The organism is Thermosynechococcus sp. PP555, assembly GCF_031583225.1.
Classification (GTDB): Bacteria; Cyanobacteriota; Cyanobacteriia; order Thermosynechococcales; family Thermosynechococcaceae; genus Thermosynechococcus.
The window spans coordinates 1,025,421-1,051,432 of the sequence record NZ_CP134168.1 but is presented as its reverse complement, the minus strand read 5'-3'; the positions used below and the strand labels follow the sequence as shown (position 1 = coordinate 1,051,432).

Genomic DNA, 26,012 nt, shown 5'->3' with positions numbered 1-26,012 from the left:
ATTCCACTGGTTTATCCATTGGCCTTAGGGAGAAAATGCAAGGCAAAAGTCAGGAAGAATTTCCTCTCCTGAAAGCGTTGTTGGCAGAGACACGCTCTCTGGTGTTTGCTGGGGGCGATAAATTTCTGCCATTTGTTGCTGGGGGACAATCAACCAGCCAAGGCGGCAACCATTGTCCATGTATTCCTGCATTTTTGCCCTTAAATGGGACAAGTCATCACTAGCAGATGCGAGTTCAATCACAAAATCGGGGCAAAGAGGCACAAAGCCTTGGCGTTCCTCTGGGGTTAGGCGCTGCCAATGTTCCTTGGTAATCCATGCAACATCGGGTGAGCGAATGGCGCCATTGGGCAGGCGAAATCCCGTTGAGGAGTCAAAGACCTCACCTAGTTGAGTTTGGCGATTCCAAAGACTAATGTCAGCCGTGAGGGCGGCATTGTAGCGACCCGTTTCGCCGCCTGTAGGGGGCATAACAACCAATTCTCCCGCAGCAGTTAATTCAAACCGTAGATTAGGATTGGCTTTGATAATCTCTGCGAATTGCTCTTCAGTGAACTGAAGGGTTTTGGGTAGATACACGGGGGGAGCATGGTGCATAGCTATTGCCCCTCAAAGATCTAACGGTTTTTCCACCATTCAAAACTACGTTTCCATTCTCGCGATCGCGGGGGTAATTCCTGCAATGATGCTGCCACGTGGTTAAAGACCTGCTCCACCACGGGTAAGGGCACCCGATCTTCGGCTTCAAAGAGAATAACCAGCCGCTGCCCCCCTTGGAGATGCATCAAATATAACTCTTGGTGAATCGGTCGGGGGGTTGGATAATAAAACAGTTCACCACGGACTCGCCGTCCCAAAATTCGCCGCTCAATGTGCCCCGGGGCTGCTGAGAGAGGACCCCCCACTTGGGTAAACCGTAGCCAACTGCGCAACTCCTGATCGGAAAGTTCCCCCAGTACCTCACTTGTTTTGGGTAGGCTAATCAGGCTCACCATTAACTCGTGCTCCCCCGGTACGGCATTGGCGGGATAGACCACAGCAACGCCATTTTCACCAAAAGAAGTGGGTGGCGAAAATTGTAGGGGTGTTTCAAAGGATAACCCCAGTAGTTGATAGCGTTGGGGGACAGGGGCAGCAGCCTGAATCGTCACTTCACTCGCCCGACCTATGAGCAGGGGAAAAGCGCCCAAAAGGGTCAGACTACAACCAAGGGTCAGCAGCAAACGCATAACGGCCTCACACTAGGGGGATGACTGGTATTGTTGACGATAGGCCATGTATAGACCTTCTAGGAAGTCCTCGGCACTGAGGGCAGGCCAGTGGGCGGGATAGGTGGGCAGCAACAGGGGTTCTAATTGCTGGCGCAGCTCCTGAGCCACTTGATAGCGACCGACAGGACTCAGGCGATCGCGGTTGTTGAGGTAATTGCGTACTAGGAGATAGTGTTCGGGAGTCATCTGTTCCCAATGGGCGAGCGATCGCAACTCCTGCACCCAAGCCGCCTGTGGTTGCTGACCGGTTGTAGCTTTAGGTGCCAACCGCGTCGCCTGTTCATCTTGAATCACAAGGGTACCCGCCACCCTATCTCCCAAACGTTTTTCTGATCGAGATAACGCCACTAGGAGTGCCCCTATACCAAAAAAAGCAAAATCAATGGGTTGCAGCAGACTGCGCAGGGTCGCTTCCCGCAGACCAATGGGGCGGCCATTATCTTGAACAACGCGAATTTCTGCATAGCGCTTGCCGGGGGTTTGTCCCTGCCAGTAGGTTTCAAAGAAGATGTAATAGCCGTTGTAGAAGGCAAACATCACCAATAGGTAAATGCCCAAACTCCAAGCCTCAATACTTTGGCCACTAGCGGGTAGCACCTCAATCAGCCACGGGTAAAGGGCATAGAAGTAGATGTACCCTGCCGCCAGCGAAAAAAGCACAAGTGCCGTGTAGAGAATCACCTGATCAATCAGCCAAGCCAAAACGCGGCTGCCAATTCCTGCTAGGGCAAAGTCCAACTCGATGCTTTCCGGTGTGCGTAGTGTGACCCGCCGCAACCAGCGCAGGGGATTCACTGCTTCAGGGCGGACTTGAAACGCTGCTCCTTCATTGCGGACTCGCAGATCCCAATACAGAACTGCCTTGATCCCTTGCCAGAGGGGCAGGAGCAAAACCCCTACAAAGAGGCCAGCAACGGGAAGAATCACCACGCTGTTGATAATACTGCCAAGGAGATTGGCGGGAATCGTTGCAAGGGAAGCAACAAAAAATACCGTTAGGGTATGCCATGCCTGTCCCTGCGTCAGTTGCCAACTGCGCCGAACGGATTTGAGGGGCGTACAGTCGGGTTCAAGGGCTAAGACCACATCAACAAGGGAGAGCCGCGCCATAAAGTAGCTAATCACCAACAGCGCAAGGAGCACTAGCAACAGGATACTGAGCAGAAAAGTTAAAAAGAAGAGACTTCTTGCGGGTTCCGTTTGGATATTCTGCTCGAGGAATTGCACTAAGGGGGATGCCACCAAATAAATTAAGTAGCCGATCGCCCCCAAGACCCCATACACCAAGAGCAAAATGACACCGACCATCAGAGTGGCCAACAAATAATTCAGCATCTTGGGAAAAATAAAGCTGCGGGCTGCCGATTCTGATTCCTCAAGGGCCGTCAGGACAGCGTAAATACGGCGAGAAAGCAGCGCACCACTGGCCATTAGCCGTGTCCAACCAAAGAGATAAAAGGGCAAAGCCACGAGGACACTAATGCCTGTGAGCCAGAGAAAGGGGGCAACATTATCCATCGCCCCAGCAAGAATCCCCCCAACAATCAGTGCTACGGCCACGATCAGCACGGCGGCAATGGTGAGCAGAAAAAACCACGCATGGGCAAAAAGGCTCAAAAGAAAGTAGCGATTGCCCTGATGACGGTACAGCTGCAAAGCAATCGTGACTACATTGCCGCTAGAGAGAGAATGGGGAAGCCGTCCTCGCCGCCGAAAAGGCCACATTCGCGATACCCAACCAATTGGAGATCGAAATGATCCTAGCGTTTGCGCCCATTGGTTCCTGCGCCACCTTTGTAAAATTTGTTAACATTAGAACAATTTAATCCTTCGTTCATCACTGTTTTCGTTCTGTTTTCGATGGCTGAGGTGCGGGCATTGACCCCTCTGGCCAGCTTAGGTATTGATTGCGTTTTGGCCAGTTCAAGGAGCACGTATGGCACTGTACGCAGAACTACATCGGCATTTGGGTGGCTCAGTTGTACCGCGTATTCTTTGGCGGTATTTTCAGCGGAACGATCGCGCCCTTGCAGATCGCTTTCCTGACTATGAGGAATTTGAAACCTTTTATACGCGCCCCCGCCAATCCCTTGAAGAATACCTCGAACTCCACACCCTAGTGGAGAGTGTGCAAACGCCGCAAACTTTGCCCTATTTCATCTTTCGCTTGATTCGCGGCGCCTATATTTTTGAAAACTTGGCCTATCTAGAGCTGCGCTATACCCCCTATCTGCGCACGGATCCGCAGCGATCCCAGAGCGATCGCATTGAGCAGATGGCCGACATTGTTAAAACGGTGGGTCTGGCTTGCCAAGTACCAGAATACCCGATTGTCACGAGCCAAATTCTCTGTATGCACACGCGGCTACCCTATGCGGTGAACCGTGCCATTGTTGATCTGGCGGCGAGTTTTCCGCAGTTTGTCTGTGGCATTGACTTGGCCGGGGGCGATAGCGTCTATGGCGATCGCATGGCGGAATTTATTGAACTCTATGCCTATGCCCGCGATCGCGGTCTTAAAACCACTGGCCACCTCTACGAAACGGTGAATGGCTGCTATCCCGAATTGCTACCCTACCTGCAACGCATTGGTCATGGCATTCAAATTCCCCTGCGCTATCCAGAGCTGCTCAAGGAAGTGGCAGCAGCCGGTCAATGCCTCGAAGTGTGCCCCACCACCTATTTTCAAACGGGTACCCTTGAGAGCTACGCGCAATTACGCCTCGTCTTTGAACGCTGTTTTGAAGCGGGGGTGGACGTGGCCATCTGTACTGACAACGCGGGTCTGCACAACGTGCGGCTGCCCTTTGAGTACGAAAACTTGCTCACCCACGACATCCTCAACTTCAAGGAGTTACAAGCCTGTCAGGAAGCCGCTTTTCGCCATGCCTTTGCTTGGCCCCATGCGCAACCGCCGACCCTACTGTTGAGTAACCTGCTTCAGGGCAATTCCCCCCAAAATGCACTGGCAGGCTGCGCAATCCAGTAAGATAGACCTATGAGCAAGATTGAACGCATTACCGGTCGTGGCCTTCCTCTGCGGGGCAACGATATCGATACGGATCGCATTATTCCCGCACGGTTTCTCCGCTGTGTCACTTTTGATGGCCTTGGGGAACACGTTTTTGCTGACGATCGCCAGTCGGGGCAACACCCTTTTGACCTGCCTCAGTACCAAGGGGCACGGATTCTGGTGGTGAATGCCAATTTTGGCTGTGGCTCTAGTCGCGAACACGCCCCCCAAGCGATCGCCCGTTGGGGAATTCAAGCAATTGTCAGCGAAAGCTTTGCCGAGATCTTTGCCGGAAACTGCTTGGCAATGGGGGTTCCCTGTCTGACGGCAGCTCCAGAACAGGTACAAGCACTGCAAACTCTCTTAGAAGAGCAGCCCACTACGGAACTGACCCTAGACTTACAGGCGCTGACCTTGACAGCAGGCGATCAAGTGATTCCCTTAACCATGGCGGAAAGTACGCGGCAAATGCTCCTTTCGGGTCAATGGGATGCCTGTGGTCAACTGTTGGCCAATCAGGACAAAATTCACGACGTGGCAGCGCGGCTGCCCTATGTGCGGTGGGCAGTTAGTTAACCCGTCGCAGTAGCCAAAGCCAAGCCCCAAAGAGCCAACGCCAGCCTTGCCAGCGGCGCGATCGCCCCAATGCAATCACCTCTGGTAGATCAAACAGCTGGTACACTGCCTCTGCCCGTTGCCACTGCCGTCGCCGCAAAAATCGCCACGTTCCCGCCAAGATAAACTGGTGAAAAAAGTCACACTGGCACTGCCGCAGTTCCGCTGGTGAGAGAATCGATAAATTCGCAGCGGCGGCAAAAATATTCCCTAGGGTAGCCAAGGTCTGGGCTTGAAACATTCCCATTGTCAGGGCTTGATCGTGGATCGTGTAGGCAGCAGTGGCGCGGGGAACCGTGTAAACCCCCTTCTGGGCAAAGAAGCGTAGCCATTGGTAGAGGTCTGTGGCTTCGCCGTAGGCGGGATCAAAATAGCCCACCTCGTCGAGGAGCGATCGCCGCCAGATCAAGGCGGGAAATCGCACAAACGAGGAATGACGCAGCAATTGCCTAAGGGCTTGAGCTGGGGAGAGCCATGTTTGCTGCCGGGGTATCTGCCGTCGCAAACAGCGTTGATGCGAATCCACCAAATGCACGCCAAAGAGAAAGACATCAAACTGGCTACCATATTGGATGAGGGTTTCCAGAATCGTTGTGATCCCTTGGGGCAACAGGTAATCATCATCGTGCAACAGCAGGATAAACTCCCCAGCGGCCTGCGCTAAACTGGCATTCCAATTGGCCACCATTCCTAAGCGTTGCCCATTGTGCTGGTAGTGCCAGCGGCCTGACCATCCAGCCAGTAAATCCTCTACTGCTGTGGGGGTGGCAGAATCATCGATAATAATGACTTCCACCGGATCGTGGCTCTCAGGGGGCAAGGCTGCGACAACTGAGCGAACCGCTTGTGCCAATCCTTGGGGACGGTTATAGGCCGGAATGCAAATGCTCAATAGGGGTGCTTGTGCCATTGTTGGGAACCTGCACAGGGTGCTGCATAATCCATCGGGGTGGTGCGTTAAGTGAAGGGACTGTAGGGCACTGTTTTCGGAGCGATTGCTATGACCTCTGCCACCGTCGATCGCCAACGTTTGCAAGCGGCTTTGGCTTCCCTCAACCTTAGTTTAGAGGCAGAACTCACTCAATATCGCTGCCATCGCATGGTACAAGCCCATTCCCCCTTTGCAGCGCCGCCGGTTCTCGAGTCTGCAACTTCCCCAGAACCGAGTGTCACCCCTGCTGCCGCAGAAACAGCTTCCCAAACCGTTCCTCCCGTTGTCAATTCTTTGACCCCCACCCCTGAGACAGCAGCAGCCACCGATGAACGCACCAATGAAGAACTGGCTGATCCATTTTTCGAGTTTGATCCCATAGATTTAGCAGAACTCTTGCCCCAGTCCTATGCCAGCGATCCCCCTGCCCCGCAAACGCCAACCCGAACAAAGCGCCCCTTTGCCTCTACCCGCGAGCTGCTCAAGCAGGCCCGAAAAAACCAACAGCGGCCTTGGTTCCAACGGCGTGAAAGCAATAGTCAACATCTGGTGCAACGCTGGTTAATTGTGGTTGGCATTCTGGCCGGCTTTAGTGGCGCAGCCCTCTGGTGGTTCAACCGCCGACCTGCCCCCGTTGCCACTGAATCACCTGCAACGCCAACAGCAGCATCACCCACGCCCCCCGTCGGCCCTGATATGACTGCGCGGGAATTTCCCGATGTCAATCGCAGCACCCTTGCCCAATTGGAACCTGCGGCGAGTCCATCAACCAGTGCCTCACCCACCCCTACGGCCAGCCCAACCCCGGCTGAACCTGAACATACGACGCAGCTTTTTGTGGAAAAAATGCCCAATGGTCGCTACTATGTGCTGGCTCCCTACAAGGAACCTGCGGACTTAGAAAAAGTCCAAGCTGTGGTGCCCGATGCCTTTTTGGTGGGCAACGGCGACCAAACCAAGATTCAACTGGGGATGTTTGTCGATGAGGCCTCGGCTCAAGCGATGGTCAATCAGTTACGCGATCGCCTCTAGGGGATGAGCCAGCGATCGCTGGCATTGCCGTATTGCTCCTGCCACTGCGACCAAGTGAGATTTTCCCCCTCTAGGCGAAAGGGATAGGCCGCTTCACTCCACCAGTGGTTATCCTGCAATTTCAGCGTTTGCAAGAAGGGTTCCCCCTTGAGGGTGGTCAGGAGTTGCTCTTGGCGGCTACCAATCCAATTCCCCTCTAGGTACCAATCTTGAGAGGTCATCGTGACTTCCTCACCCGTTTCGGGTAGGGTGATGGTTCGAGGCGAAGGATCGCGGACGCCAATTTGTGCCCCTTGGTTTTCCCAAATCCAGTTGTGGCGCAGGGTAACATGGGCAGCCGCCCAGCCAAAAATGCCGGGGGTTTGTAGATAGTTCGGGGCAATGCTGTAGTTATAGGCAATTAAGGAATCTTCAATGGTCACTGGACCTGTGCTCGCCTCGAGGAAAAGACCGACAACGGCATTGCCGAGAAATTGCGATCGCCGAATCTCAACGTTTTGATTATCAGTATCAAGCCACAGACCGGCCGCTTGATTCTCAATCGCGCGGTAGCGATCGAAGACGGCGCGGCGCAAATGAAAGTACTTATCCCCCGCATCCCAATCGTAAAAGCCTGCCCATGCCCCCCGCCAATTATTCCCTTGAACGAGCACCTGCTGCACTGTGAAGTCCCGCAAATGAACCCCCGCCATGCCCCGCCAGCCATTTTGCAGAAACTGTGTTCGTTCCACCCGCAGGCGATCGCTCTGATGACTTTCGAGGCCGCCCCAGTTATTGCCCCAAAAAGTACAGTCTTTAACCTCAATGTCATGGCTGCGTTCAATGCGCACCGCTTGGCTAAATGTGCCGCCATAGTGCTCAAAGCGTAGGCCCACCAAACTGATAAAACCACTGTCTAAGATGCGTAAGGCCTCACGGTGAACGGCTACTTCCAATTCACTGGGTGAGATGCCCACAGGCAGAGCCACATACAGTTGTTGCTCCGTATCATCCACGTAGAAATCATCCCCCTGCAATTCCCTAAATGAAAGTCGCTGCCGCAGGGGAGTATCCCGCCACCACACCAGTTCGCCCCGCTGCGCTACGAGGGGTAACTCAATGCCATAGTTTGTCCACGGGTTACCCGAAAAGCCCCAAGCCAGTGTCCAAGGGTGACGGTAAATGGTGAACCTAGGGGTGCTGGAGACTTCTTGCCAATCTGACCATTGTTGACTGCCCCGCACAATCACGCGTTCGCCCGCCTGAGCCACCAGTCGCAGGGGCATCTGCCGATGATGAATCGTTCCCAATGCCTCCCGATAAATGCCGCCATGAATGTAAATGTCGGTGGGGCGATCGTGCGCCTGTGCCCACGCCAAAGCAGCAGCAATCGTACGGAAAGGGGTTACGGCATCACTGGCTTGTGGATCGGCTGGATTGACTTCTAGGGTGAGGGGTGAGGCTGGAATGGCCGCAATTCTTGGTTGCCCCATCAAGCACAAAACAATCACAAGTAGAATGAGCAGCGTGTGTGGCCACCTCATCGCCGCAGTGGACGGGCTAAATAGGGCACCCAGAGGGCGATCGCAGCCACAAAGATCAAGAGCAAGCCAAGGGGCATCTCAATGGATTGCCAAAACAAAAATCGCAGCGACACCGCTTTTGCATTCTGTACCGAAAAGAGGGCGATCGCCCCGCTGCTGATCATCCAGAGTAAAAAGAGCAAAAAGCGGCGCATTTACTTCCCTTCCGCTTGGCGAATCATCTCCTCCGTCTTATGGTAGCGGTTATAGACAGAAAACCCCGTAAACATGCCCTTAAGAAAGTCATTCAGTTGCTCGCGGGTACTGGCACTGGCCGTACTCAAAGGTGCCGGCAAAAAGCGATCGCCAAAACCAACAAAGACCAAACCAACCACCAGCACAGGCAAAATCAAGTCTTTGACACGCATAGGGCAAACCTCCACAGGATGATGGCGGAATCAAGAGGACGCGCTAACAGGGAGAACAGATAACTAATAGTTTCTAATGTGCCGCAGGATTGTAAATAATTTTCAGCCTATGCAAAAGAGCGCGATCGCGGTTACAAAGCGTCTATAGCAAGAATTGTCAACAAAAATGTCAATAAACATAAACCGTGAAAATACCCATGAAATCTCTGGGAAGGTTGTTGCTACTATAGTAGGCAAGCCATCCAGACCCTAACGCGCCCTATGGTCAACACATCGTCATCTTCTTCTCGGAAAGCACTTACCGTGCGCGGCAGAGCCGCTAGCCCCACAGAACGAGCCATTGTTGCCTCCGGTTACGCCAGTATCGATCAGGTGCGGGAAGCCATGAACACCGCCCGCAAAACGGGCAAGTCCCTCGTAACCGTGTTGCAGGAGATTACGGGCACCACCATGCCCCCCGATGTGTTACGCCAGTACCACAAGCAACAGCTTTTTGAACTCAAAGTGATCTACGGGGTTGATTGCCTCGATCCCGAACTCAATCGTTTCCCCACCGAGCAAATCGAGGAACTGATCAACACGATTGTACCGATTGACACCTGCCGCACCTACCAAGTCATCCCCATTGCCAAGCACCTCGACGCTGATCCCCCCTATCTGCTCGTGGCGATGGTGGATCCAGATAACCTCCAAGCCATTGACAACCTCACCCGCTTACTCCGCGCCCACAACCTCACCCTCAAGCGAATGGTGATCACCCTAGAGGATTACCAACGCCTCATTGACCCGATTCTCAATAAACAGGTAGCTGAAACCACCGCTAGCAAAAATGCCCCGGCTGAGATCGGTGACATCAACATCGAAGAAGACATCGAAGCCATGGGCAGCCTCGAAGAGCTGGAAGGGGAGCAGGAGGTTGACCTTGCTGAGGCGCTGAAAGGTGCAGAAGATGCGCCGATTATTGCCCTTGTCAACAAAATTTTGGCCAAAGCCCTCACCGAAGGCGTTTCCGACATTCACATCGAACCTCAAGAGGAATACCTGCGGATTCGTTTCCGCAAAGATGGGGTGCTTCACCAAGCCTTTGATCCACTGCCGAAGAAAATCGTGCCAGCCGTCGTTTCCCGCTTCAAAATCTTGGCTGACCTTGATATTGCTGAGCGGCGTGCCCCCCAAGATGGTCGTATCCGCAAAATGTTCCAAGGGCGACGGGTGGACTTCCGAGTGAATACCCTCCCCAGCCGCTGGGGCGAAAAAGTCGTACTGCGGATTCTCGATAACTCCGCCACCCAACTCGGTCTCGACAAGCTGATTACTGACCCTGAGAGCCTTGCTATTGTGCGGGAGATGACCAAGCGCCCCTTTGGCCTCATCCTCGTTACAGGTCCCACTGGTTCAGGGAAAACCACCACGCTTTACTCTGCGCTGGCTGAATGTAATAGTCCCGGTGTCAACATCAGTACAGCGGAAGACCCGATTGAATACACGCTCCCCGGCCTAACGCAGGTACAGGTTATTCGCGAAAAAGGCATGGACTTTGCCTCAATTTTGCGAGCCTTTCTCCGCCAAGACCCCGATGTAATTCTGGTGGGCGAAACCCGTGACAAAGAAACCGCAAAAACCGCCATTGAAGCGGCTTTGACGGGGCACTTGGTCTTGACAACCCTGCACACTAACGATGCCCCCAGTGCAATTGCCCGCCTCTCGGAAATGGGCATTGAACCCTTTATGGTTTCCGCCTCCCTCATTGGGGTTGTTGCCCAACGGCTGATGCGGCGGGTATGCAGTGAGTGTCGGATTCCCTATACACCCACCCGTGAGGAACTGGCGCGCTTTGGCTTGTCTGCCTCCAAGGATGTCAACCTCACCCTCTACAAAGCCAATAAACTGACACCCGAGCAAATTCAAGCGGCTAAGGCAACTGGCCAACCCATTTGCAGTAAATGTGGTGGTTTGGGCTACAAAGGACGGGTCGGCGTCTACGAAATTATGCGGATCACCGAGCGACTGCAACGGCTGATTACCGAAGGTGCCCCCACCGAGCAAATCAAGGAGGCGGCCGTCGAAGAGGGCATGAAAACCCTGCTTGCCTATAGCTTGGGGTTAGTCAAGGAAGGACTCACCACCCTCGAAGAAGTGGAGCGCGTCACCTTTACGGACACTGGACTAGAGGCAGAACTCAAGGCCAAACGTAAGAGTTCTTTAACCTGCCGTACCTGCGGTGCCGAGGCGCAGCCCGAATGGTTAGAATGCCCCTATTGCATGACACCCCGCTTTGTGGATTAACAAGATTATTAATGTCAGTGATGAACTTTCGTGTTGTTGACCAAACTGCTTAGACGAGGAACACCCTATGGAGCTAATGATTGAAGACCTAATGGAGCAAGTGGTGGCCAATGGTGGCTCCGATTTGCATATCTCCGCTGGCTTACCCCCCTACATTCGCATTAGCGGCAAATTAACCCCGACCGACTACGAACCCCTCACCCCAGAGCAATGCCAGCGCCTGATTTTCAGCATGCTCAACAATACCCAACGCAAGCACCTAGAGCAAAACTGGGAGTTGGACTGCTCCTATGGTGTACGTGGCCTCGCCCGGTTCCGCGTCAATGTGTATAAAGACCGGGGAACCTATGCTGCTTGCTTGCGAGCACTCAGTTCCAAAATTCCCACGTTTGAGCAGTTGGGATTGCCCAATGTTGTCCGCGAAATGAGTGAGCGGCCACGGGGCTTGATTCTGGTGACTGGGCCGACAGGATCAGGGAAAACCACAACCTTGGCGGCGATGATTGACTTGATCAACAAAACCCGCGCTGAGCATATCCTGACGATTGAAGACCCCATTGAGTTTGTCTATGAACCCATCAAGAGCCTGATCCACCAACGGCAGGTGGGGGAAGATACCAAGAGCTTTGCCAATGCTCTGCGGGCAGCGCTGCGGGAAGACCCCGATATTATCCTTGTGGGTGAGATGCGGGACTTGGAAACAATTCAGCTTGCCATCTCAGCGGCAGAAACCGGTCACTTGGTCTTTGGTACCTTGCACACCAGTTCAGCTGCCCAAACCGTTGACCGTATGGTGGATGTGTTCCCGCCAGAGCAGCAGCAGCAAATTCGCGTCCAGTTGTCCAACTCGTTAGTGGCGGTCTTTAGCCAAACGCTGGTTCCTAAGAAAAATCCCAAGCCCGGTGAATTTGGGCGGATTATGGCGCAAGAAATTATGGTGGTGACCCCTGCTATCTCCAACCTGATTCGCGAAGGCAAAACCTCGCAGATTTATTCGGCAATTCAAACGGGCGGCAAGCTGGGGATGCAGACCCTTGAAAAAGTCTTGGCCGATTATTATCGTGCGGGCATCATCACCTATGAAGCAGCAATGGCCAAGTCCTCGCGTCAGGACGAGTTGCAACGTCTGATTGGTACGGGTACACCTGCGGCAGCAGCACGCTAGTTAGCAATTATTGATAAAAAGAAGGGGTATTGAGTCATGGCAACCTATGAAGTGCGGATCCGGGATGCCCAAGGCAAATACAAGACCGTCCGCGAGCGAGCTTCGACACCACGGGAAGCACGCATGGCTTTGCAATTGCAAGGGGTACAGGTTCTAGAGGTCAAGGAGGCCAAAAAACTCACCCTCAAGTCCGACCTCGACCTCACTTTCCTCTCCAAAATTACGGTGAAAGATCGAGCGATCTTTGCGCGGCAGTTTGCGGCACTGGTGAATGCAGGTGTGGCCTTGGTGCGTGGGATTGGTGTTTTGGCAGATCAATGCACCAACCCGAAATTAAAAAAAATCCTCATGGCCGTCAACAATGACATTCAACAGGGGAGCAGCCTTGCTGATGCCATGCGTCCCCATCCTGAGGCCTTTGATAACCTGTTTGTGGCTATGATCCAAGCGGGGGAAACGGGGGGGGTGCTCGATGAGGTGCTCAACCGTCTCTCGAAGTTACTGGAGGATCAAGCCCGCCTCAATAACCAAATCAAGTCCGCCCTGACCTATCCCGTGGTGGTGGGCCTGCTGGCGGTGGGCATCTTCTTGGGGATGGTGATTTTCCTGATCCCTGTGTTTGAGGGTATTTTCAAACAGTTGGGGGGGGAATTGCCGCCCTTTACCGCCATGATGGTGGCGCTTAGTGAATTCCTGCGCACGCCGCAGTATATGGCATTGTTGATTATCTGTGTGGTGGGCTTGGTATTGGGGATTCGCTTTTATTACAAGACTCCGGCTGGCCGGCTGATGATTGATGGCTTGCTGTTGAAGCTACCCCTCTTTGGTGATTTGGTGGAAAAAACAGCGGTGGCACGGTTCTGCCGCACATTTGGTTCGCTGTCCCGTTCAGGGGTACCGATTTTGCGTTCCCTTGAAATTGTCAGTGCCACAGCGGGGAACCAAGTGATCTCCAATGCCATTGACCGAGCGGCACAGGAAGTGCAGAAGGGAGGAATGCTCAGCCTTGCCCTGCAACAGGAACGGGTCTTTCCAGTGCTGGCGACCCAGATGATTAACGTGGGCGAAGAGACAGGGGAACTGGATAAGATGCTGATGAAGGTGGCCGACTTCTATGAAGATGAAGTGGAACAGGCGGTGAAGTCCCTAACAAGTGTGATGGAACCCTTGATGATTGCGGTGCTAGGGGGTATGGTAGGGTCAATTCTGGTGGCGATGTACCTGCCCATGTTCAAGATCTTCGATCTGGTCAAGTAAGCCTTGCCATGGCACATCTGTCCCCGTCGCGAACCCACTACGACATTCTCGAGGTGGCACCCACGGCCTCGTTGGCGGAGATTCGCCGTGCCTATCGAGAAAAGAGTAAGCTCTACCATCCTGATACGACGACGTTGCCGGTGGCGATCGCTCGTGAGGAGTTTCATCGCCTCAATGAGGCCTATGCAGTGCTGACCAATCCAGAGCAGCGGCAGTGGTATGACTTGCAATTACGCCTGCGGGCACAGTCAAAACAGTCAGGCACGATGGGGATAGGTGCCTCTTCTCGCTCTCAGGGGTCTGTTCGCTCTACTGCCGTGCCACCCGACGATCGCCCCCTCTCGCCGGGGGAGCTATTTGCTCTGTTTATCTTGGGGGTCACGTTTGTCGGCTGTCTGGTTCTGGCGGTAATTGTCGGTTTGTCCCAACAGGGGCAAGAATGGATCTTGCAAATTGTCAGTCGCATCTCAGAACTTGGATGAACACTCTGCCTAATCCCCAAACCCCCCTCTACAACCATGCCCTGCCGCAAATTGAAGCATGGCTACAGCAAAAGGGCTGTGTGCGGGACGAAACGGATATCCACTGTTGGGAGTTAGAGTATCCCCAGTGGTCAGCTCGGATTTGCTTGGATATTGAGGAGCTACAGGTGGTCTATCACGATCGCCTTGAGGGCAGTGTGATTCAGCGCTCTTTTAAGTACTCCTGCCCCCGTGCCGAGGTGGAGGAAGCCATTTTTGCGGGGCCTTAAATGCCCACGGCCATCATAATCGGCATTGCAGGGGCTGCTTCTTGGGTGGCTTGATTCTTGATCCGCTTCAGGCCAAAAATCCAGAGGATTTGATCTTCGATGGCTGCTGCTTGCTCTTTTGCCCCTGCTTTCAACAGGAGTTGATGGGTCATCATCAGCTTCTCAATTTCAGCCACTTGGGTGCAGACTTCTTCCTCATCTAAATAAAGGCTCTCGAGCACCGCATTCAAGTCTGCTTCGGGATCAGCGACTAAGCAAGCCCCTTCCACCACCACGGATTTGAGCTGCCCTTGGTATTGCCGCAACAGACGGCGAATTGTGTAGGCAGTAACGGGCAATAATTTTGTCATGTTGTGTTCCCCCAATTACTTATGTCAGCATCTATTAATTTCCCGCTGTCCACTTCCACCCATGGGCAAATTTTGTGGGGGATCAACAGGGGATATAGCTGCTCGTTAAGGATTGATTTACTGTACGTTATTATTCTATGAACTTCGCAACTTGGGGATCATGCGTAATTCCACGTAAAAGGGCTTTTAGATGTGATTTAGATCACGGAAACCATGACGTTATCGGCACTTGGGAATATTGTAAATTTACGTTAAGAAATTATAAGTATTAAGAAATATAAATCTACCAAAATTCGCCGCAGTGCTCCGTCTATACCGCAAAGCAGTTAGGTAGTGGTGAGGCGGCGGGCGACCGGAGGGAGCAGTCACTCAATCTCAGATTGTTGCTGGATATATTGAGCTAGCACCGAAAATCGGGCGCGACTAATATAGCTATTTCGAAAGGGAGTGAGATATTTTCAAGAGGGATAGGCTATACTCAAAGCGTCATGAATGTTACTCAAGAATATGAGCTATAGCTTGGACTGACGAGAGCGGGTTGTCTCCTATATCAAGCAAGGTGGCAAAATCAGTGAAGCAACTCAAATCTTTCAGGTGAGCCGCGCCACTATCCATCGCTGGCTGAAGCGAGAGGACTTAGCGCCCACGGTTGTCCCCCGTCGTCCTTGGAAGCTGGATTGGGCGGCCTTAGCAGCGGATGTTGCTACCCATTCCGATGATCGTTTAATCGACCGTGCCCAGCGATTTGGCGTCCAAGTTTCCACCATTAGTTATGCCCTCGCCCAGATGAGCATCACCCGCAAAAAAAACAGATGCGTTACCAAGAACGGTGTGAGGCAGAGCGACAAGCGTATTGACACATGGGTAGAGAGCCATGGGGAGGAAACGGTGGTGTCTATCGATGAGAGGGGGTTTGACTCTCGAGTGGAGTGTGAGTATGGGTGGTCAGCGCGAGGCCAACGAATTGATGGAGAGCGAGCGGGGAAGCGTCAGAAAAGAGAGAGTTGAGTCGCAGGACGGTATAGATACCAGAAAGACACCGATTCATCCAAAAGGGGCGATTCAGGCAGTGGTGAAAGCGGCGGGTCACGAGGTGTTATTTTTACCGAAATACTCTCCTGATTTGAATGTGATTGAGCACGACTTTAGTGCGCTGAAGCGAGCGCGGATGTATGCAGGGTCAAACAGTTCGATTGATGAGGTGATTCGCAAGTATTGTGCTGGATGATATCTCATTCCTTATTGGAATAGCTATACAACTTCAGTTGAATTTCATCAAAACCACCATTCAGTGACCTTCATAAACGCTCAGAACGCCGACTGTCCGAGTGGGGATACTGCAACAGACGAATGCCAGAGCAGCAGAAAGCGTGAAGCCAACGGTAGAAGCACTCGGAGACTGGGGATTTTGCTGATTCCACGCGGCGGGCAGCCGTCTACGAGCAGAGTTAGAGACCCTATTAAGTGAGGGATTTGCAGGGGTACTCGTCTCGGATGACTTCAGCGTGTACAACGGTGATGAGGTGAAAGGGCAACAGAAATGTCTGGCGCATCTGAGGCGAACTTCAAAAAGGTGGGCAAGCTCAAACAGGGGCATCGAATGGGCATTCGGCTTTATGGGTGAAGTGCAAGCAGCGATTGAGTAGTGGCTGCCGCAAGTTGGGCATGAGGCGGGTTTATTGTTGCGCTCTCTACTCCTGCTGTCGCAACCACGTCCACCAGCGATTCAGGGGGGCATAGAGCAAGGGTGCCCAAAGACTACTCATAATGGCTGAACTAAGCGCGACTTGCCGATGGTGCTGCCAAATCTCCTCGAGGGGAAAGCCACTGCCAAGGCTCATTTGCATTGCCATGACCGTTTGCTGAAGAATGGCCATTGCAAAGGTAATCAAAGCAACCGAAATAAAATCCTCAGAAACAAAGCGCTGCTTTTGCATCAGGGCGGTCAGCCCTCCCACCAAAGCTAAGCTGACTGCGTGGCTAGGATGAGCACTGACCAAGCCATCTTGAATCCAGCCAAGGGCAATACCCGCCAGTACCCCTTGCCACCACGATCGCTTGACACTCCACACCACCACCCAGATTAAAAACCAGTCGGGCACCAATAGATGCAGGTTGGGTAAGTGAATAAAGCTCAGCAGGGCACAGAGTCCCACAGAGCTAATAATAATCAACCAGTTGAGGCTAGTTCGGCGTAAACGTGTCTGTCGGTTCAGCATAGGGAATGACGGTGACCCACTCAAGGCGATCAATCGGTGCGCCCAGAATAACAGTGGCATGGGGGCGGGTGGGATCGCTCAGTTCTACCGATTGCACCTCACCAATGGGAATGCCCGCTGGATAGAGACTACTCAAGGCTGAGGTATAGAGGACATCCTTGGGCTGTACCTTCGGGTCTTTCTCTAAAAACTCGACAATCACCTGCTGGTTGAGTTGTCCCCGCAGAATCCCCATCTGCCGCGTCCGACCCACCACAACCCCCACTCGACTGGCGGGATCCGTGAGCAACATCACCCGACTGGTATTGGGGGTAATGCTGGTAATGCGCCCGACAAGGCCACCGTTGCCCACCACGACTGAACCGATGGTGAGACCCTGACGACTGCCTTCCCCCAAGAGGAGCGATCGCCACCACTGATCGGAACTGCGACCAATCACCGGCACAACGCGGCCATTGAAATTGGCCAGCATCGGTGCATTCAGCATTTGCCGCAACCGCTGGTTTTCCGCTTGGACGGCGGCCAGTTGCTGCTCCAGTTGCCACGTACGGGCTTGAATCAAGGCTTGCTGATCGTCCACTGTGCCTTGAAAGGGCAAACTAAGAAGGCGGTACAGTTCACGAATCGCTGCCCCATTGGTCTCACGCAAAATCCAAGCACTTGTGAGTACCAAAGCAACAAGGACTAAGCCACCTGCATATCGTCCCCACCAGCGCAGCAGAAAAGCCATAGCTGCTGATCCTTAACCAATCACTGCCGATTGTGTGGAAAAGACACGAGCGAGGTCTTTGAAGTTTTCCAGTACCCGACCGGTACCCATGACCACACACCGCAGGGGATCCGCTGCTACATGAACGACAATGCCCGTTTCATGGCTAATCAGAGTATCGAGACCCCGTAGCAGAGCACCGCCGCCAGCCAGCATAATCCCGCGATCCACAATGTCTGCGGCTAGTTCTGGGGGCGTCCGCTCAAGGGTACGCTTGATGGCTTCAATAATCGCCGAGAGGGGCTCGGCCATGCTTTCGCGAATTTCTTCTGCTTTGACCGTAACTGTGCGTGGTAGGCCAGAGAGTTGGTGCAGTCCGCGCACTTCCATGGCTTCGGAGTCATAGCTGTCATTGGGGTAGGCAGAGCCAATGCGAATCTTGATCTCCTCAGCCGTGCGTTCACCAATAATCAGGTTGTGTACTTTTTTCAAATACTGGACGATCGCCTCAGAAATTTCATCGCCAGCAACGCGGACGGATTCACTCAAAACGGTGCCCTGCAAACTGAGAACCGCCACTTCAGTCGTGCCACCACCAATGTCCACAATCATGTTGCCCGTCGGTTCTTCCACGGGTAAACCCGCACCAAAGGCGGCGGCAACGGGTTCATCAATCAAATACACTTCCCGCGCCCCAGCACCCCGCGCAGCATCCTCAATGGCACGGCGTTCGACACCGGTCACGCCACTAGGAATCCCAATCACCACACGGGGGGCAAACAAATTCTTACCGCCGTGCACTTGGCGCATAAAGTGCTTGAGCATCAGTTCCGCACGTTCAAAATCCGCAATCACACCATCCCGCAGGGGACGCACGGCCACCACATTGCCCGGTGTCCGCCCCAGCATTCGCTTTGCCTCAACGCCAACGGCAAGGGGTTGTTTGGTATTTTGGTCAATAGCAACAACAGAGGGTTCCTCTAAAACCACCCCCCGCCCAGACACATAAACCAGGGTGTTGGCTGTGCCCAAGTCAATGCCGATGTCTCGTGATAGCCGACTAAATACTCCCACGATGGTGTACCCCTTCTTTGAATCCTGTTGGTTGTAACAGTGCTGTTACCAAAAAACGTGATGGCAAGATTGTATTACGTTTTGTTTGGAAAATCTCGGTGGGTTCTCCCTCGGTCGAGATTGTTTGATAAAGGGATAACTCCTCATTATCTTGGCTCATGATTTCTTGACTCATGACCCACCGCAGGCTATTGATTGACAGCATCCTCTTCGTCAGGGTCACTCAAGGCCATGCCATTGGCTTCGCGCCGCAGGGTTTGCCGCTGCTGCTGCGTGACTTCGATACCGACGGCGATCGCTTCCTTGAGCCGTTCTAAGGTGGCTTGCCAGCGTTCTTGGGTGGTTTCTGAGAGGCGATCGCGATGTTGCTCAAAACTCGCAGTAATGTCTTCGAGCAGTTCGGGCAGGGCATCAGCGGATTTGCGCAGGAGTTGTCGGGTTTCCTTGCCAGAGCGGGGAGCCATCAACAGCCCCACGACTGTCCCGATCGCGCTCCCTAGGAGCAGTCCCCCCCAAAAAGCACCACCGCCACCCTGTTGCTGACTCATCGCTTTCTCCTTTGCAGGCGGATACCATGTCGCCCTATCCAGCTTATCAAGGTTAAAAACAGACGAACATTGCGCTGTTGCCGCCGCCATTTGGGCAATTGCGATCGCAAGCCCGACACCCCCCGCTGGCCAATGATAATCACCTCAGGGGCACCGCCTAAGACCCCGTGGGTACTCCGCTCCGCATCTAGTAGCGCACGGGACACCCCCCGCAGAATCTGGCGCAGCTTGACCAACTGCCATGCCAACCACAGGGCAATTAGCGCAATCAGGCAATTGCAGCCAATCACAATCCAGACCATTCGTGGCATAGGGGGCATCGAAGTTTACGATTGTTGGTTTATCTTTTCATAGATTGCCATAGTGGAGGGCGATGTGCGGGTGAGGTCGTTAATTCGATTTCCTTCAGCGCGATCGCCCCTCGCTAGCACCCAGTTGCCACTGCTGCATCCAAGACCGCCACATACTTAATAAGAATAGGGTTGTACTCCCTAGTTTACTGTGGAGATTGGAGAGCGGGGTTGCTGGCTGGAATTGCAAATTATGGTTAAATCACTCCCAAAACGAAAGCAGCGGCGAGGCATACGGCCTTGGCTGGTGTCGCTGTTGTTGGCGGCACTGATGGTTGGCGGTGGGCTGTTCAGTTGGTACCATTGGCGATCGCCTTCGCCCCTTTACACGCTGACTGTTGAAGCGCCGCCCCAAAGTCCGCAAGAGTTAAAGCAATGGGCAGAGTCTGCGGATCCCCTCAAGCGCGATCGCGCCCGCTATCTTTTGGCCGTAGAAAGCCTGAGTCAACAGCAACCCCAAGCTGCCCTGCAGTGGCTCCAAGATCTTGAGCAGACTTACCGTCCCATGGCCGCACCCATTCTCCTGCTGCGAGCGGAGGCCTATCGGCAACGGGGAGATAACCGCAAGGCGAAGGAAACGTGGGAACAGTTGCTACGGGAGTATGGCAGTGAACCTGAAGCGGCAGTGGCACTCCTGAGCCTCAATCAACCGCAAAAGGCGATCGAACGCTTTCCACAGCATCCTGCCGTCGTCAACTATGTGGCGCAACAGTTAGAGAAAAATCCCGATCAAGTGCCCTACCTGAAGCTGGTGGCACGCCACGGCCTCTTTCTTAAGGCATACGGCACCTACCTTGAAATTTTGCGGCAGCGCTACGCCGATCAACTGACGCCCGCCGATTGGGAAGCGATCGCCTTTGGCTATTGGGAGAAAATGCAGTATGCTCGGGCAGCAGCGGCCTATGCCAAGGCACCACCAACCCCTTTGAATCTCTATCGGGTGGGCCGGGGACGTCAATTGAGTGAGGACACCTCTGGGGCGATCGCCGCCTATCAAGCCCTGATCAACCGCTTTCCCCAAAGTTCCGAAGCAGCCCTTGCCCAACTGCGCCTTGCCCGTTTAGTCAAAACACCGGCGGAGCGTCTCCCTTTGCTGGCCAAGTGTCTTCAGTTAGCGAGGCAAAATCAAGCACCCGCGATCGCTGCCGATGCCCTTCTGGCACAGTACCAAGCTCATCAGGAACTAGGCAACACCAAGGGGGCACAACAAAGCCAACAACAACTCTTCAAGACCTATCCCCAAAGCAGCGCCGCAGCGGAACTGCGCTGGCAACTGGCCCAAGGGGCTGCCCAAAAACGGCAGTGGTCTCAGGCACAACAGTGGGTTAGCGAAATTCTCAAATTGAACCCTGAGAGTGAGCTGGCACCGCGAGCCGCCTTTTGGCAAGGAAAATGGCAAGGGGAAGCAGGACAACCCCAAGGGCAACGCCAAACTTGGCAACTGGTCATAGAGCGCTATCCCCACACCTACTATGCTTGGCGAGCCGCCAGTCTGCTCAAGAAACCCGTGGGCACCTTTACAACCCTGCGACAACAGCGACCCTCAGTGGCGAGCGATCGCAAGCCCCTCCTTCCCTTGGCCACGGGGAGTGCCACCCTACGCGAACTGTACCTGCTGCGGCAATTTCAGGAGGCTTGGCAGCGCTGGCAGTGGGAATTCCACAATCGGGTGACACCGACAGCGGCAGAACAACTCACTGATGGCCTGATTCGCCTTGGCGTTGGGGAATACCTCGATGGCATCTTTATGCTGCAAAACTTGTTTACGCGCTCAGCCAGTGAACCGGAGGTGGCAACGTTCTTTGCGCCCATTCGCCGCGATGTCCGCTTCTGGTATGCCCTTTACCCCCTGCCCTACTGGGAATTAGTGGAAAAGTGGTCCCTAGCTCGCAACTTAAATCCTCTATTGGTGATGGCCTTGATTCGCCAAGAATCTCGCTTTGAAAAGCAGATCCGCTCAGTGGTGGGGGCAACGGGGTTGATGCAGTTGATGCCAGAGACGGCTGCTTGGATTGCCGAAAAGTTGAACCTAGAGAGCTATTCCCTTGTGGATCCAGAGGACAATATCCGCTTGGGCACATGGTACGTTGACTACACCCACAATCAGTACAATCAAAACACGCTCTTAGCCTTGGCCAGTTACAATGCCGGGCCGGGAAATGTCAATCAGTGGTTGCAGCGTTTTGATATGACTGATAGCGATCGCTTTGTGGAATCGATTCCCTTTCCTGAGACCTATGGCTATGTCAAGAGTGTCTTGGAGAACTACTGGAACTACTGGCAACTGTATGCCCAGCCCTAGGAAAAATCGTCTATTCTCATAAAAAGGCACGGGACTGCGTCATGGATCAAGATATTCCTGTTGCGGAGCGGCTACAACCAATCACTCAGGGCAAAGTAGAACCTCGGCGAGGGGGGTGGGCGATCGCCAGCACCCTTGTCCTTGTGGGCCTAATGGGCGTGGGAGCTGTGTGGTTCCTCAATCGTCCCACGGAATCGCCAACGGCTACGGAAACGGAGCCAACGCTAACGCCAACAGAAAATCTGCTGGGACATCTGCCCTATGAAGAGGCGCCCCTCTCAGAACTTGAACCGGTGAGTGCCGATGGCCAAATTAAATTACGGCGAGCCGCAGCAGAACGGTTCCGGGCGATGGTCGCCGCTGCGCAGCAGGAGGGGGTGGTGTTGATGCCCCTCTCTGGATTTCGCTCCAAACAGGATCAGGACTATCTTTTTTTTGAGGTCAAGGAGCAACGGGCACAACGGGCAAGTGAGCGGGCATTGGTGAGTGCGCCCCCCGGCTATAGCGAACACCATACGGGCTATGCCATTGATATTGGCGATGGCGCCCGGCCAGACACCCATCTCAAGGAGACTTTTGAGGACACCCCCGCCTTTCGCTGGCTGGAAAAAAATGCAGCGCGTTTTAGTTTTGAACTGTCCTTTCCCCGTCATAACCCGCAGGGGGTGAGTTATGAGCCTTGGCACTGGCGATTCGTTGGCGATCGCCACAGTTTGCAAACCTTCTACAGAGCACGACAACTCACACCGAGGGATCAGCCATGAGGGGATTTGCCCATCGCGCGGTTTTAGTGACAGGCGGCACAGGCGGACTCGGTCAAGGGGTAGTGCCGGTTCTTCTCAGTCAAGGCTATACGCTGACGGTGCCCTACATTGATGCGGCTGCCCGAGACGCCCTCGAAAAGCAATTGGCGGCAGCGGAGTTGGCCAACGTGCGGTTTGTGGCAGCGGATTTGAACAATGAAAGTGAAGTGGCCGCTCTCGTGGAGCGCATGCCGCAATTGGATGCCGTGGTTCACCTCGTGGGGGGCTTTAGTATGGGCGCAACAGCACAATTTGCCCTCAGTGATTGGCAGCAGAGTTTTCGCCTCAATGTCGAGACCACCTTCTTGGTTTGTAAGCACGCCCTCAAACGTATGCAGGCTCAGCAATATGGGCGCATTGTCACCATTGGCTCACGGGGTGCAGTTGAACCAGCGGCTGAACTGGCTGCCTATTGTGCTGCTAAAGCCGCAGTCGTGGCCTTCACGCGGGCGATCGCTGCCGAAACCAAAGGCAAAAACATTACCGCCAATGTCATCCTTCCCAGCATTATCGATACCCCTGCCAATCGGGCAGCGATGGGCGAAGCGCAAGCGGTCAATTGGGTGAGTCCTCGGGCGATCGGTGACCTGATTGCCTATCTCATTTCCGAGGGAGCGGCTGCGATCAGTGGTGCCGTGATTCCCATCTATGGTAATGCCTAGAGCGAGTTGCCATGTTCTTTATCATTTTGCTCATTCTTCTTTGTACGGTTACCCATCTCTTTACGGAGGTGCTAGTTTTAACTCCCCTAGAGGTGTTGCGCTCCATTCATATTCCTGCAATTGTCCTTTGGGGCGGCCTGATCCTACTCTTGGCATGGATCATGGGCGATTAGCGCCCGACACCTGAACGACCGTTTGGCTAAATTCGGCAATTTGGGCAGCCGCCACTTCTAAACAGGGGCGATCGCGCACGAGGGCAAAGCGCACATACCCCTCTCCCCCTTGACCAAAGCCAGAGCCTGGAGCGGCGGCAATCCCTGTTGCCTTAACAAGGGCTTGGCAAAATCCAAGGGAATCCCGCTGCCAAGGGTCAGGGAGTTTTGCCCACACGTACATTGTCGCTGGCGGGAGGGGCACCGGCCAGCCATGGTCGCAAAGCGCTTGGACAAAGGTATCACGCCGCTGGCGAAAGATCTGCCGCGTTTGCTGGACACAGGTTTGATCTCCCGTGAGGGCGGCAATCGCACCCCGCAGGATGCCAGCGTATTGGTTAAAATCAATCACCGATTTAATTTGGCGCAGGGCAGCAATAATGTCGGCACGGCCAATGGCAAAGCCAATGCGAAACCCACCCATGTTGTAGGACTTAGACAGGCTATAGAATTCAATGCCCACTTGGCGATCGCGATCCACTTCAAAGATCGAGGGTGCCCGCTCCGCATCAAAGACGAGATCAATGTAGGGAAAATCATGCACCAGTAAAATCCCGTGGCGATCGCAAAACTCAACTGCTGTCTTGAAAAAGTCCAAGGGCGCAACCGCCGTGGTGGGATTGTGGGGATAGCTGAGAATGAGAAGTTTGGCCTGCTCTCGCACCGGCAACGGAATGGCCTCTAAATCCGGCAAAAAGTGATTTTCTGCCCGCAAGCGCAAGGGATACAGTTGTCCCCCCGCAAGATACACCCCCCCCGCATGGGAGGGATACCCCGGATCAAGCACTAGCGCATACTCTTGGGGATTCATCACTGCAAGGGGCAAGTGCGCCGTCCCCTCCTGTGAACCAATCAGCGTCAGCACTTCCCGCTCGGGATCTACCCTGAGGCCAAAGCGGCGTTCAAACCAAGTGGCCACTGCCTGTCGAAAGGCCGCTGTACTGGCAAAGAGTTGATAGCCGTAGGTACTGGCATCACGCACCGAGGCTTCAATGGCTGCAAGAATATGATCCGCTACCGGTAGATCTGCAGACCCCAAGGAGAGATCAACAATTGGCTGTCCCGTGGCCGCCACCGCCGCCTTAGCCCGATCCATGGCGTCAAAGACATTGCCTTGGAAATACCGCAGGCGATCGGCCAGCTTCATGCTGCCACCTCCACCTCACTGGAGAGCAAGGCCTCGACAAATTCAAAACTGGAAAAGGGGCGCAGATCCTTAATGCCCTCGCCCGCACCAATGAAGCGAATCGGTAGTCCCAATTCCTGCACTACCGCCAAGGCCACTCCCCCTTTGGCCGTCCCGTCCAGCTTGGTTAAGATCACGCCAGTGAGTTGCGCCGCTTCTGCAAACACCTGTGCTTGGCGCAAGCCATTTTGGCCGAGGGTGGCATCGAGAACCAGTAGCGATTCAATTTGAGCATCACCCGCTTTTTTATCAATGATGCGACGGATTTTCTTGAGTTCCTCCATCAGGTTGGCCTTGTTTTGCAAGCGGCCAGCGGTATCCACTAGCAACAATTCTGTGCCTCGGGCTTGGGCAGCGCCAATGGCATCAAAGACCACAGCAGCAGGATCGGTATTTTTGCCGGGGTTGGCAATCACCTCGACATCGGAGCGCTGTCCCCAAATTTTCACCTGCTCCGTGGCAGCTGCCCGAAAGGTATCTGCCGCTGCAATCAGACAGCGATAGCCTGACTGGGTGGCAATGTGGGCCAGTTTACCAATGGTGGTGGTTTTGCCAACGCCGTTGACACCGGCAATCAACCAGATATTCAGCGTGCCTTTTTTCGGAGCAAAGTCGCGGCGGTAGCCGGCTTCAAAGGGGCGATCGAGAATGTCCCGCAGAATTTCCTTCAGGTAGGCGATCGCCTGATCGGCAGGGAGTGTTTCTTGGCGAATTTTTGTTTGCAGCGCCGCAATAATCTGATCCGTGGCCTTGACCCCCACATCCGACTGCAACAGCAGCATCTCAATTTCTTCGACGGCATCCCGACTTAAGGGGCCTTGGCCGACGATCGCCCGCAGTTGATGTACTAGGCCACGACGGGTTTTGCCCAGACCTTGGCGCAGACGTTGCAACCAAGTAATTTCCTCAATATCCACCTCCTCTGGGCGCCGGCCTTGGGCGGCAAGCACCTCCGCCGACCACAAAAAGCCCTCATCAAGGACAAGGGAGGAGTCTGGTTCTACCGACTCAGCTTCCACAACGGGCTGGACAGGGGCAGGTTCAGCAACAGCGGTCTCTTCAGACTCGATAGAGACGGGAACGGGGGCATCATCGGCAGGCGGTGTTTCTTGAGTTTCTTCAGCGGTTTCAATGGTTTCAATCGTCGCGGCACTCTCCGATTGCTGTCGCGCTTGAATCGACTGGAGTGCCGTTTTTGCCCAGTTGAGGATGCCGGGGGAAGCAGTGGATTCAGTTGTAGATTGCGGGGATTCTGCGGATGGCGCTGCCGTTGGGGTTTCTGCAGGGGGCGATGGCTCCTCACCACTGCCACCAAACTTGCGTCGAAACCAATTAAAAACCATGGC

At 54.0% G+C, this 26,012-nt stretch carries 27 protein-coding genes and 2 pseudogenes; 14 read left to right on the top strand and 15 right to left on the bottom strand.

Features of this window, described 5'->3' with window-relative positions:
* Positions 1-24: 24 nt before the first annotated feature.
* The 3 genes from RHH27_RS04965 to RHH27_RS04955 are packed head-to-tail and all read right to left on the bottom strand — an operon-like array spanning position 25 to position 2,996.
* Positions 25-597 (bottom strand): Uma2 family endonuclease, encoded by a 573-nt coding sequence (locus tag RHH27_RS04965; RefSeq protein WP_149817833.1) that lies wholly within the window; start codon positions 595-597, stop codon positions 25-27.
* Positions 598-617: 20 nt separating this feature from the next.
* Positions 618-1,229, bottom strand: a complete 612-nt coding sequence (locus tag RHH27_RS04960; protein WP_302679007.1) for a hypothetical protein — start codon at positions 1,227-1,229, stop codon at positions 618-620.
* 12 nt (positions 1,230-1,241) lie between these two features.
* Positions 1,242-2,996 carry an RDD family protein gene (locus tag RHH27_RS04955; RefSeq protein WP_302679006.1) on the bottom strand — a complete coding sequence of 585 codons (1,755 nt, stop codon included), beginning with the start codon at positions 2,994-2,996 and terminating at the stop codon, positions 1,242-1,244.
* A 211-nt stretch (positions 2,997-3,207) separates the two neighbouring features.
* Between RHH27_RS04955 and RHH27_RS04950 the strand changes: the two genes are divergently transcribed.
* Positions 3,208-4,260, top strand: coding sequence for an adenosine deaminase (locus RHH27_RS04950; RefSeq protein ID WP_149817839.1), 1,053 nt, complete (start codon positions 3,208-3,210; stop codon positions 4,258-4,260).
* Between the two features lie 9 nt (positions 4,261-4,269).
* Entirely contained in the window at positions 4,270-4,860 is a 591-nt protein-coding gene (leuD, locus tag RHH27_RS04945) for a 3-isopropylmalate dehydratase small subunit (protein ID WP_302679005.1), read from the top strand.
* On the opposite strand, the gene RHH27_RS04940 is transcribed toward leuD, so the two are convergent.
* A complete protein-coding gene (locus RHH27_RS04940) occupies positions 4,853-5,809 on the bottom strand; it encodes a glycosyltransferase family 2 protein (protein WP_302679004.1) in 957 nt (318 codons plus the stop codon). The genes leuD and RHH27_RS04940 overlap by 8 nt on opposite strands.
* 90 nt (positions 5,810-5,899) lie before the next feature.
* Here RHH27_RS04940 and RHH27_RS04935 point away from each other — a divergent pair, with 90 nt between their 5' ends.
* Positions 5,900-6,862, top strand: a complete 963-nt coding sequence (locus tag RHH27_RS04935) for an SPOR domain-containing protein (protein WP_302679003.1) — start codon at positions 5,900-5,902, stop codon at positions 6,860-6,862.
* On the opposite strand, the gene RHH27_RS04930 is transcribed toward RHH27_RS04935, so the two are convergent.
* The 3 genes from RHH27_RS04930 to RHH27_RS04920 are packed head-to-tail and all read right to left on the bottom strand — an operon-like array spanning position 6,859 to position 8,792.
* Positions 6,859-8,385, bottom strand: coding sequence for a right-handed parallel beta-helix repeat-containing protein (locus RHH27_RS04930; protein ID WP_310745010.1), 1,527 nt, complete (start codon positions 8,383-8,385; stop codon positions 6,859-6,861). The genes RHH27_RS04935 and RHH27_RS04930 overlap by 4 nt on opposite strands.
* Positions 8,382-8,579 (bottom strand): lipopolysaccharide assembly protein LapA domain-containing protein, encoded by a 198-nt coding sequence (locus RHH27_RS04925; protein WP_206201320.1) that lies wholly within the window; start codon positions 8,577-8,579, stop codon positions 8,382-8,384. The genes RHH27_RS04930 and RHH27_RS04925 overlap by 4 nt, the downstream gene beginning before the upstream one ends.
* Complete coding sequence (locus RHH27_RS04920; RefSeq protein WP_206201319.1) at positions 8,580-8,792, bottom strand: hypothetical protein; 213 nt, start codon at positions 8,790-8,792, stop codon at positions 8,580-8,582. It abuts the gene before it with no gap.
* Between the two features lie 261 nt (positions 8,793-9,053).
* Here RHH27_RS04920 and RHH27_RS04915 point away from each other — a divergent pair, with 261 nt between their 5' ends.
* The 5 genes from RHH27_RS04915 (at position 9,054) to RHH27_RS04895 (ending at position 14,251) form a co-directional block, all read left to right on the top strand.
* Entirely contained in the window at positions 9,054-11,078 is a 2,025-nt protein-coding gene (locus RHH27_RS04915; protein ID WP_302679001.1) for a GspE/PulE family protein, read from the top strand.
* 67 nt (positions 11,079-11,145) lie between these two features.
* On the top strand, positions 11,146-12,243 hold the full coding sequence (locus RHH27_RS04910; protein ID WP_206201317.1) for a type IV pilus twitching motility protein PilT: 1,098 nt from the start codon (positions 11,146-11,148) through the stop codon (positions 12,241-12,243).
* A 36-nt stretch (positions 12,244-12,279) separates the two neighbouring features.
* A complete protein-coding gene (locus tag RHH27_RS04905) occupies positions 12,280-13,500 on the top strand; it encodes a type II secretion system F family protein (protein WP_206201316.1) in 1,221 nt (406 codons plus the stop codon).
* An 8-nt stretch (positions 13,501-13,508) separates the two neighbouring features.
* A complete protein-coding gene (locus RHH27_RS04900; RefSeq protein ID WP_206201315.1) occupies positions 13,509-13,982 on the top strand; it encodes a J domain-containing protein in 474 nt (157 codons plus the stop codon).
* Entirely contained in the window at positions 13,979-14,251 is a 273-nt protein-coding gene (locus tag RHH27_RS04895) for a DUF3143 domain-containing protein (RefSeq protein WP_149817855.1), read from the top strand. The genes RHH27_RS04900 and RHH27_RS04895 overlap by 4 nt, the downstream gene beginning before the upstream one ends.
* On the opposite strand, the gene RHH27_RS04890 is transcribed toward RHH27_RS04895, so the two are convergent.
* A complete protein-coding gene (locus RHH27_RS04890; protein ID WP_206201314.1) occupies positions 14,248-14,601 on the bottom strand; it encodes a hypothetical protein in 354 nt (117 codons plus the stop codon). The two genes, RHH27_RS04895 and RHH27_RS04890, sit on opposite strands and share 4 nt — an antisense overlap.
* Before the next feature lie 549 nt (positions 14,602-15,150).
* Here RHH27_RS04890 and RHH27_RS04885 point away from each other — a divergent pair.
* Together RHH27_RS04885 and RHH27_RS13370 are read left to right on the top strand one after the other, a co-directional pair.
* Positions 15,151-15,829, top strand: a pseudogene (locus tag RHH27_RS04885) (IS630 transposase-related protein).
* A gap of 247 nt (positions 15,830-16,076) precedes the next feature.
* A pseudogene (locus tag RHH27_RS13370) lies at positions 16,077-16,247 on the top strand (hypothetical protein); the annotation flags it as partial.
* A 45-nt stretch (positions 16,248-16,292) separates the two neighbouring features.
* Here the strand turns inward: RHH27_RS13370 and mreD are convergent.
* From mreD to RHH27_RS04860, 5 genes are all read right to left on the bottom strand, one after another.
* Entirely contained in the window at positions 16,293-16,820 is a 528-nt protein-coding gene (mreD, locus tag RHH27_RS04880; protein ID WP_302676618.1) for a rod shape-determining protein MreD, read from the bottom strand.
* Positions 16,786-17,550 carry a rod shape-determining protein MreC gene (mreC, locus tag RHH27_RS04875; RefSeq protein ID WP_302676619.1) on the bottom strand — a complete coding sequence of 255 codons (765 nt, stop codon included), beginning with the start codon at positions 17,548-17,550 and terminating at the stop codon, positions 16,786-16,788. The genes mreD and mreC overlap by 35 nt, the downstream gene beginning before the upstream one ends.
* A 12-nt stretch (positions 17,551-17,562) precedes the next feature.
* Complete coding sequence (locus RHH27_RS04870) at positions 17,563-18,603, bottom strand: rod shape-determining protein (protein WP_302679000.1); 1,041 nt, start codon at positions 18,601-18,603, stop codon at positions 17,563-17,565.
* Positions 18,604-18,791: 188 nt separating this feature from the next.
* Positions 18,792-19,151 carry a YtxH domain-containing protein gene (locus RHH27_RS04865; protein WP_206201310.1) on the bottom strand — a complete coding sequence of 120 codons (360 nt, stop codon included), beginning with the start codon at positions 19,149-19,151 and terminating at the stop codon, positions 18,792-18,794.
* Complete coding sequence (locus RHH27_RS04860; RefSeq protein ID WP_302676622.1) at positions 19,148-19,462, bottom strand: hypothetical protein; 315 nt, start codon at positions 19,460-19,462, stop codon at positions 19,148-19,150. Before RHH27_RS04860 ends, RHH27_RS04865 begins: the two co-directional genes overlap by 4 nt.
* A gap of 232 nt (positions 19,463-19,694) precedes the next feature.
* Between RHH27_RS04860 and RHH27_RS04855 the strand changes: the two genes are divergently transcribed.
* Genes RHH27_RS04855 through RHH27_RS04840 form a run of 4 tightly spaced genes read left to right on the top strand, consistent with a single transcriptional unit; the run spans position 19,695 to position 23,441 of the window.
* On the top strand, positions 19,695-21,803 hold the full coding sequence (locus tag RHH27_RS04855) for a transglycosylase SLT domain-containing protein (RefSeq protein ID WP_302678999.1): 2,109 nt from the start codon (positions 19,695-19,697) through the stop codon (positions 21,801-21,803).
* Between the two features lie 41 nt (positions 21,804-21,844).
* Entirely contained in the window at positions 21,845-22,567 is a 723-nt protein-coding gene (locus RHH27_RS04850; protein WP_302678998.1) for a M15 family metallopeptidase, read from the top strand.
* Complete coding sequence (fabG, locus tag RHH27_RS04845) at positions 22,564-23,268, top strand: 3-oxoacyl-ACP reductase FabG (RefSeq protein WP_302676625.1); 705 nt, start codon at positions 22,564-22,566, stop codon at positions 23,266-23,268. The genes RHH27_RS04850 and fabG overlap by 4 nt, the downstream gene beginning before the upstream one ends.
* Before the next feature lie 11 nt (positions 23,269-23,279).
* Entirely contained in the window at positions 23,280-23,441 is a 162-nt protein-coding gene (locus RHH27_RS04840) for a hypothetical protein (protein WP_190278145.1), read from the top strand.
* Here RHH27_RS04840 and RHH27_RS04835 read toward each other — a convergent pair.
* Positions 23,428-24,627: an LL-diaminopimelate aminotransferase gene (locus RHH27_RS04835; protein WP_206201305.1), complete on the bottom strand. Its 1,200-nt coding sequence runs from the start codon at positions 24,625-24,627 to the stop codon at positions 23,428-23,430. The two genes, RHH27_RS04840 and RHH27_RS04835, sit on opposite strands and share 14 nt — an antisense overlap.
* Positions 24,624-26,009 carry a signal recognition particle-docking protein FtsY gene (ftsY, locus tag RHH27_RS04830; protein WP_206201304.1) on the bottom strand — a complete coding sequence of 462 codons (1,386 nt, stop codon included), beginning with the start codon at positions 26,007-26,009 and terminating at the stop codon, positions 24,624-24,626. Before ftsY ends, RHH27_RS04835 begins: the two co-directional genes overlap by 4 nt.
* Between the last annotated feature and the right edge of the window lie 3 nt (positions 26,010-26,012).

Bases quoted from the DNA above. Each gene is read 5' to 3' on its own strand.
- RHH27_RS04965 (WP_149817833.1), bottom strand. From the start codon at position 597: ATGCACCATGCTCCCCCCGTGTATCTACCCAAAACCCTTCAGTTCACT.
- RHH27_RS04960 (WP_302679007.1), bottom strand. From the start codon at position 1,229: ATGCGTTTGCTGCTGACCCTTGGTTGTAGTCTGACCCTTTTGGGCGCT.
- RHH27_RS04955 (WP_302679006.1), bottom strand. From the start codon at position 2,996: ATGTGGCCTTTTCGGCGGCGAGGACGGCTTCCCCATTCTCTCTCTAGC.
- RHH27_RS04950 (WP_149817839.1), top strand. From the start codon at position 3,208: ATGGCACTGTACGCAGAACTACATCGGCATTTGGGTGGCTCAGTTGTA.
- leuD (WP_302679005.1), top strand. From the start codon at position 4,270: ATGAGCAAGATTGAACGCATTACCGGTCGTGGCCTTCCTCTGCGGGGC.
- RHH27_RS04940 (WP_302679004.1), bottom strand. From the start codon at position 5,809: ATGGCACAAGCACCCCTATTGAGCATTTGCATTCCGGCCTATAACCGT.
- RHH27_RS04935 (WP_302679003.1), top strand. From the start codon at position 5,900: ATGACCTCTGCCACCGTCGATCGCCAACGTTTGCAAGCGGCTTTGGCT.
- RHH27_RS04930 (WP_310745010.1), bottom strand. From the start codon at position 8,385: ATGAGGTGGCCACACACGCTGCTCATTCTACTTGTGATTGTTTTGTGC.
- RHH27_RS04925 (WP_206201320.1), bottom strand. From the start codon at position 8,579: ATGCGCCGCTTTTTGCTCTTTTTACTCTGGATGATCAGCAGCGGGGCG.
- RHH27_RS04920 (WP_206201319.1), bottom strand. From the start codon at position 8,792: ATGCGTGTCAAAGACTTGATTTTGCCTGTGCTGGTGGTTGGTTTGGTC.
- RHH27_RS04915 (WP_302679001.1), top strand. From the start codon at position 9,054: ATGGTCAACACATCGTCATCTTCTTCTCGGAAAGCACTTACCGTGCGC.
- RHH27_RS04910 (WP_206201317.1), top strand. From the start codon at position 11,146: ATGGAGCTAATGATTGAAGACCTAATGGAGCAAGTGGTGGCCAATGGT.
- RHH27_RS04905 (WP_206201316.1), top strand. From the start codon at position 12,280: ATGGCAACCTATGAAGTGCGGATCCGGGATGCCCAAGGCAAATACAAG.
- RHH27_RS04900 (WP_206201315.1), top strand. From the start codon at position 13,509: ATGGCACATCTGTCCCCGTCGCGAACCCACTACGACATTCTCGAGGTG.
- RHH27_RS04895 (WP_149817855.1), top strand. From the start codon at position 13,979: ATGAACACTCTGCCTAATCCCCAAACCCCCCTCTACAACCATGCCCTG.
- RHH27_RS04890 (WP_206201314.1), bottom strand. From the start codon at position 14,601: ATGACAAAATTATTGCCCGTTACTGCCTACACAATTCGCCGTCTGTTG.
- mreD (WP_302676618.1), bottom strand. From the start codon at position 16,820: ATGCTGAACCGACAGACACGTTTACGCCGAACTAGCCTCAACTGGTTG.
- mreC (WP_302676619.1), bottom strand. From the start codon at position 17,550: ATGGCTTTTCTGCTGCGCTGGTGGGGACGATATGCAGGTGGCTTAGTC.
- RHH27_RS04865 (WP_206201310.1), bottom strand. From the start codon at position 19,151: ATGAGTCAGCAACAGGGTGGCGGTGGTGCTTTTTGGGGGGGACTGCTC.
- RHH27_RS04860 (WP_302676622.1), bottom strand. From the start codon at position 19,462: ATGCCACGAATGGTCTGGATTGTGATTGGCTGCAATTGCCTGATTGCG.
- RHH27_RS04855 (WP_302678999.1), top strand. From the start codon at position 19,695: ATGGTTAAATCACTCCCAAAACGAAAGCAGCGGCGAGGCATACGGCCT.
- RHH27_RS04850 (WP_302678998.1), top strand. From the start codon at position 21,845: ATGGATCAAGATATTCCTGTTGCGGAGCGGCTACAACCAATCACTCAG.
- fabG (WP_302676625.1), top strand. From the start codon at position 22,564: ATGAGGGGATTTGCCCATCGCGCGGTTTTAGTGACAGGCGGCACAGGC.
- RHH27_RS04840 (WP_190278145.1), top strand. From the start codon at position 23,280: ATGTTCTTTATCATTTTGCTCATTCTTCTTTGTACGGTTACCCATCTC.
- RHH27_RS04835 (WP_206201305.1), bottom strand. From the start codon at position 24,627: ATGAAGCTGGCCGATCGCCTGCGGTATTTCCAAGGCAATGTCTTTGAC.
- ftsY (WP_206201304.1), bottom strand. From the start codon at position 26,009: ATGGTTTTTAATTGGTTTCGACGCAAGTTTGGTGGCAGTGGTGAGGAG.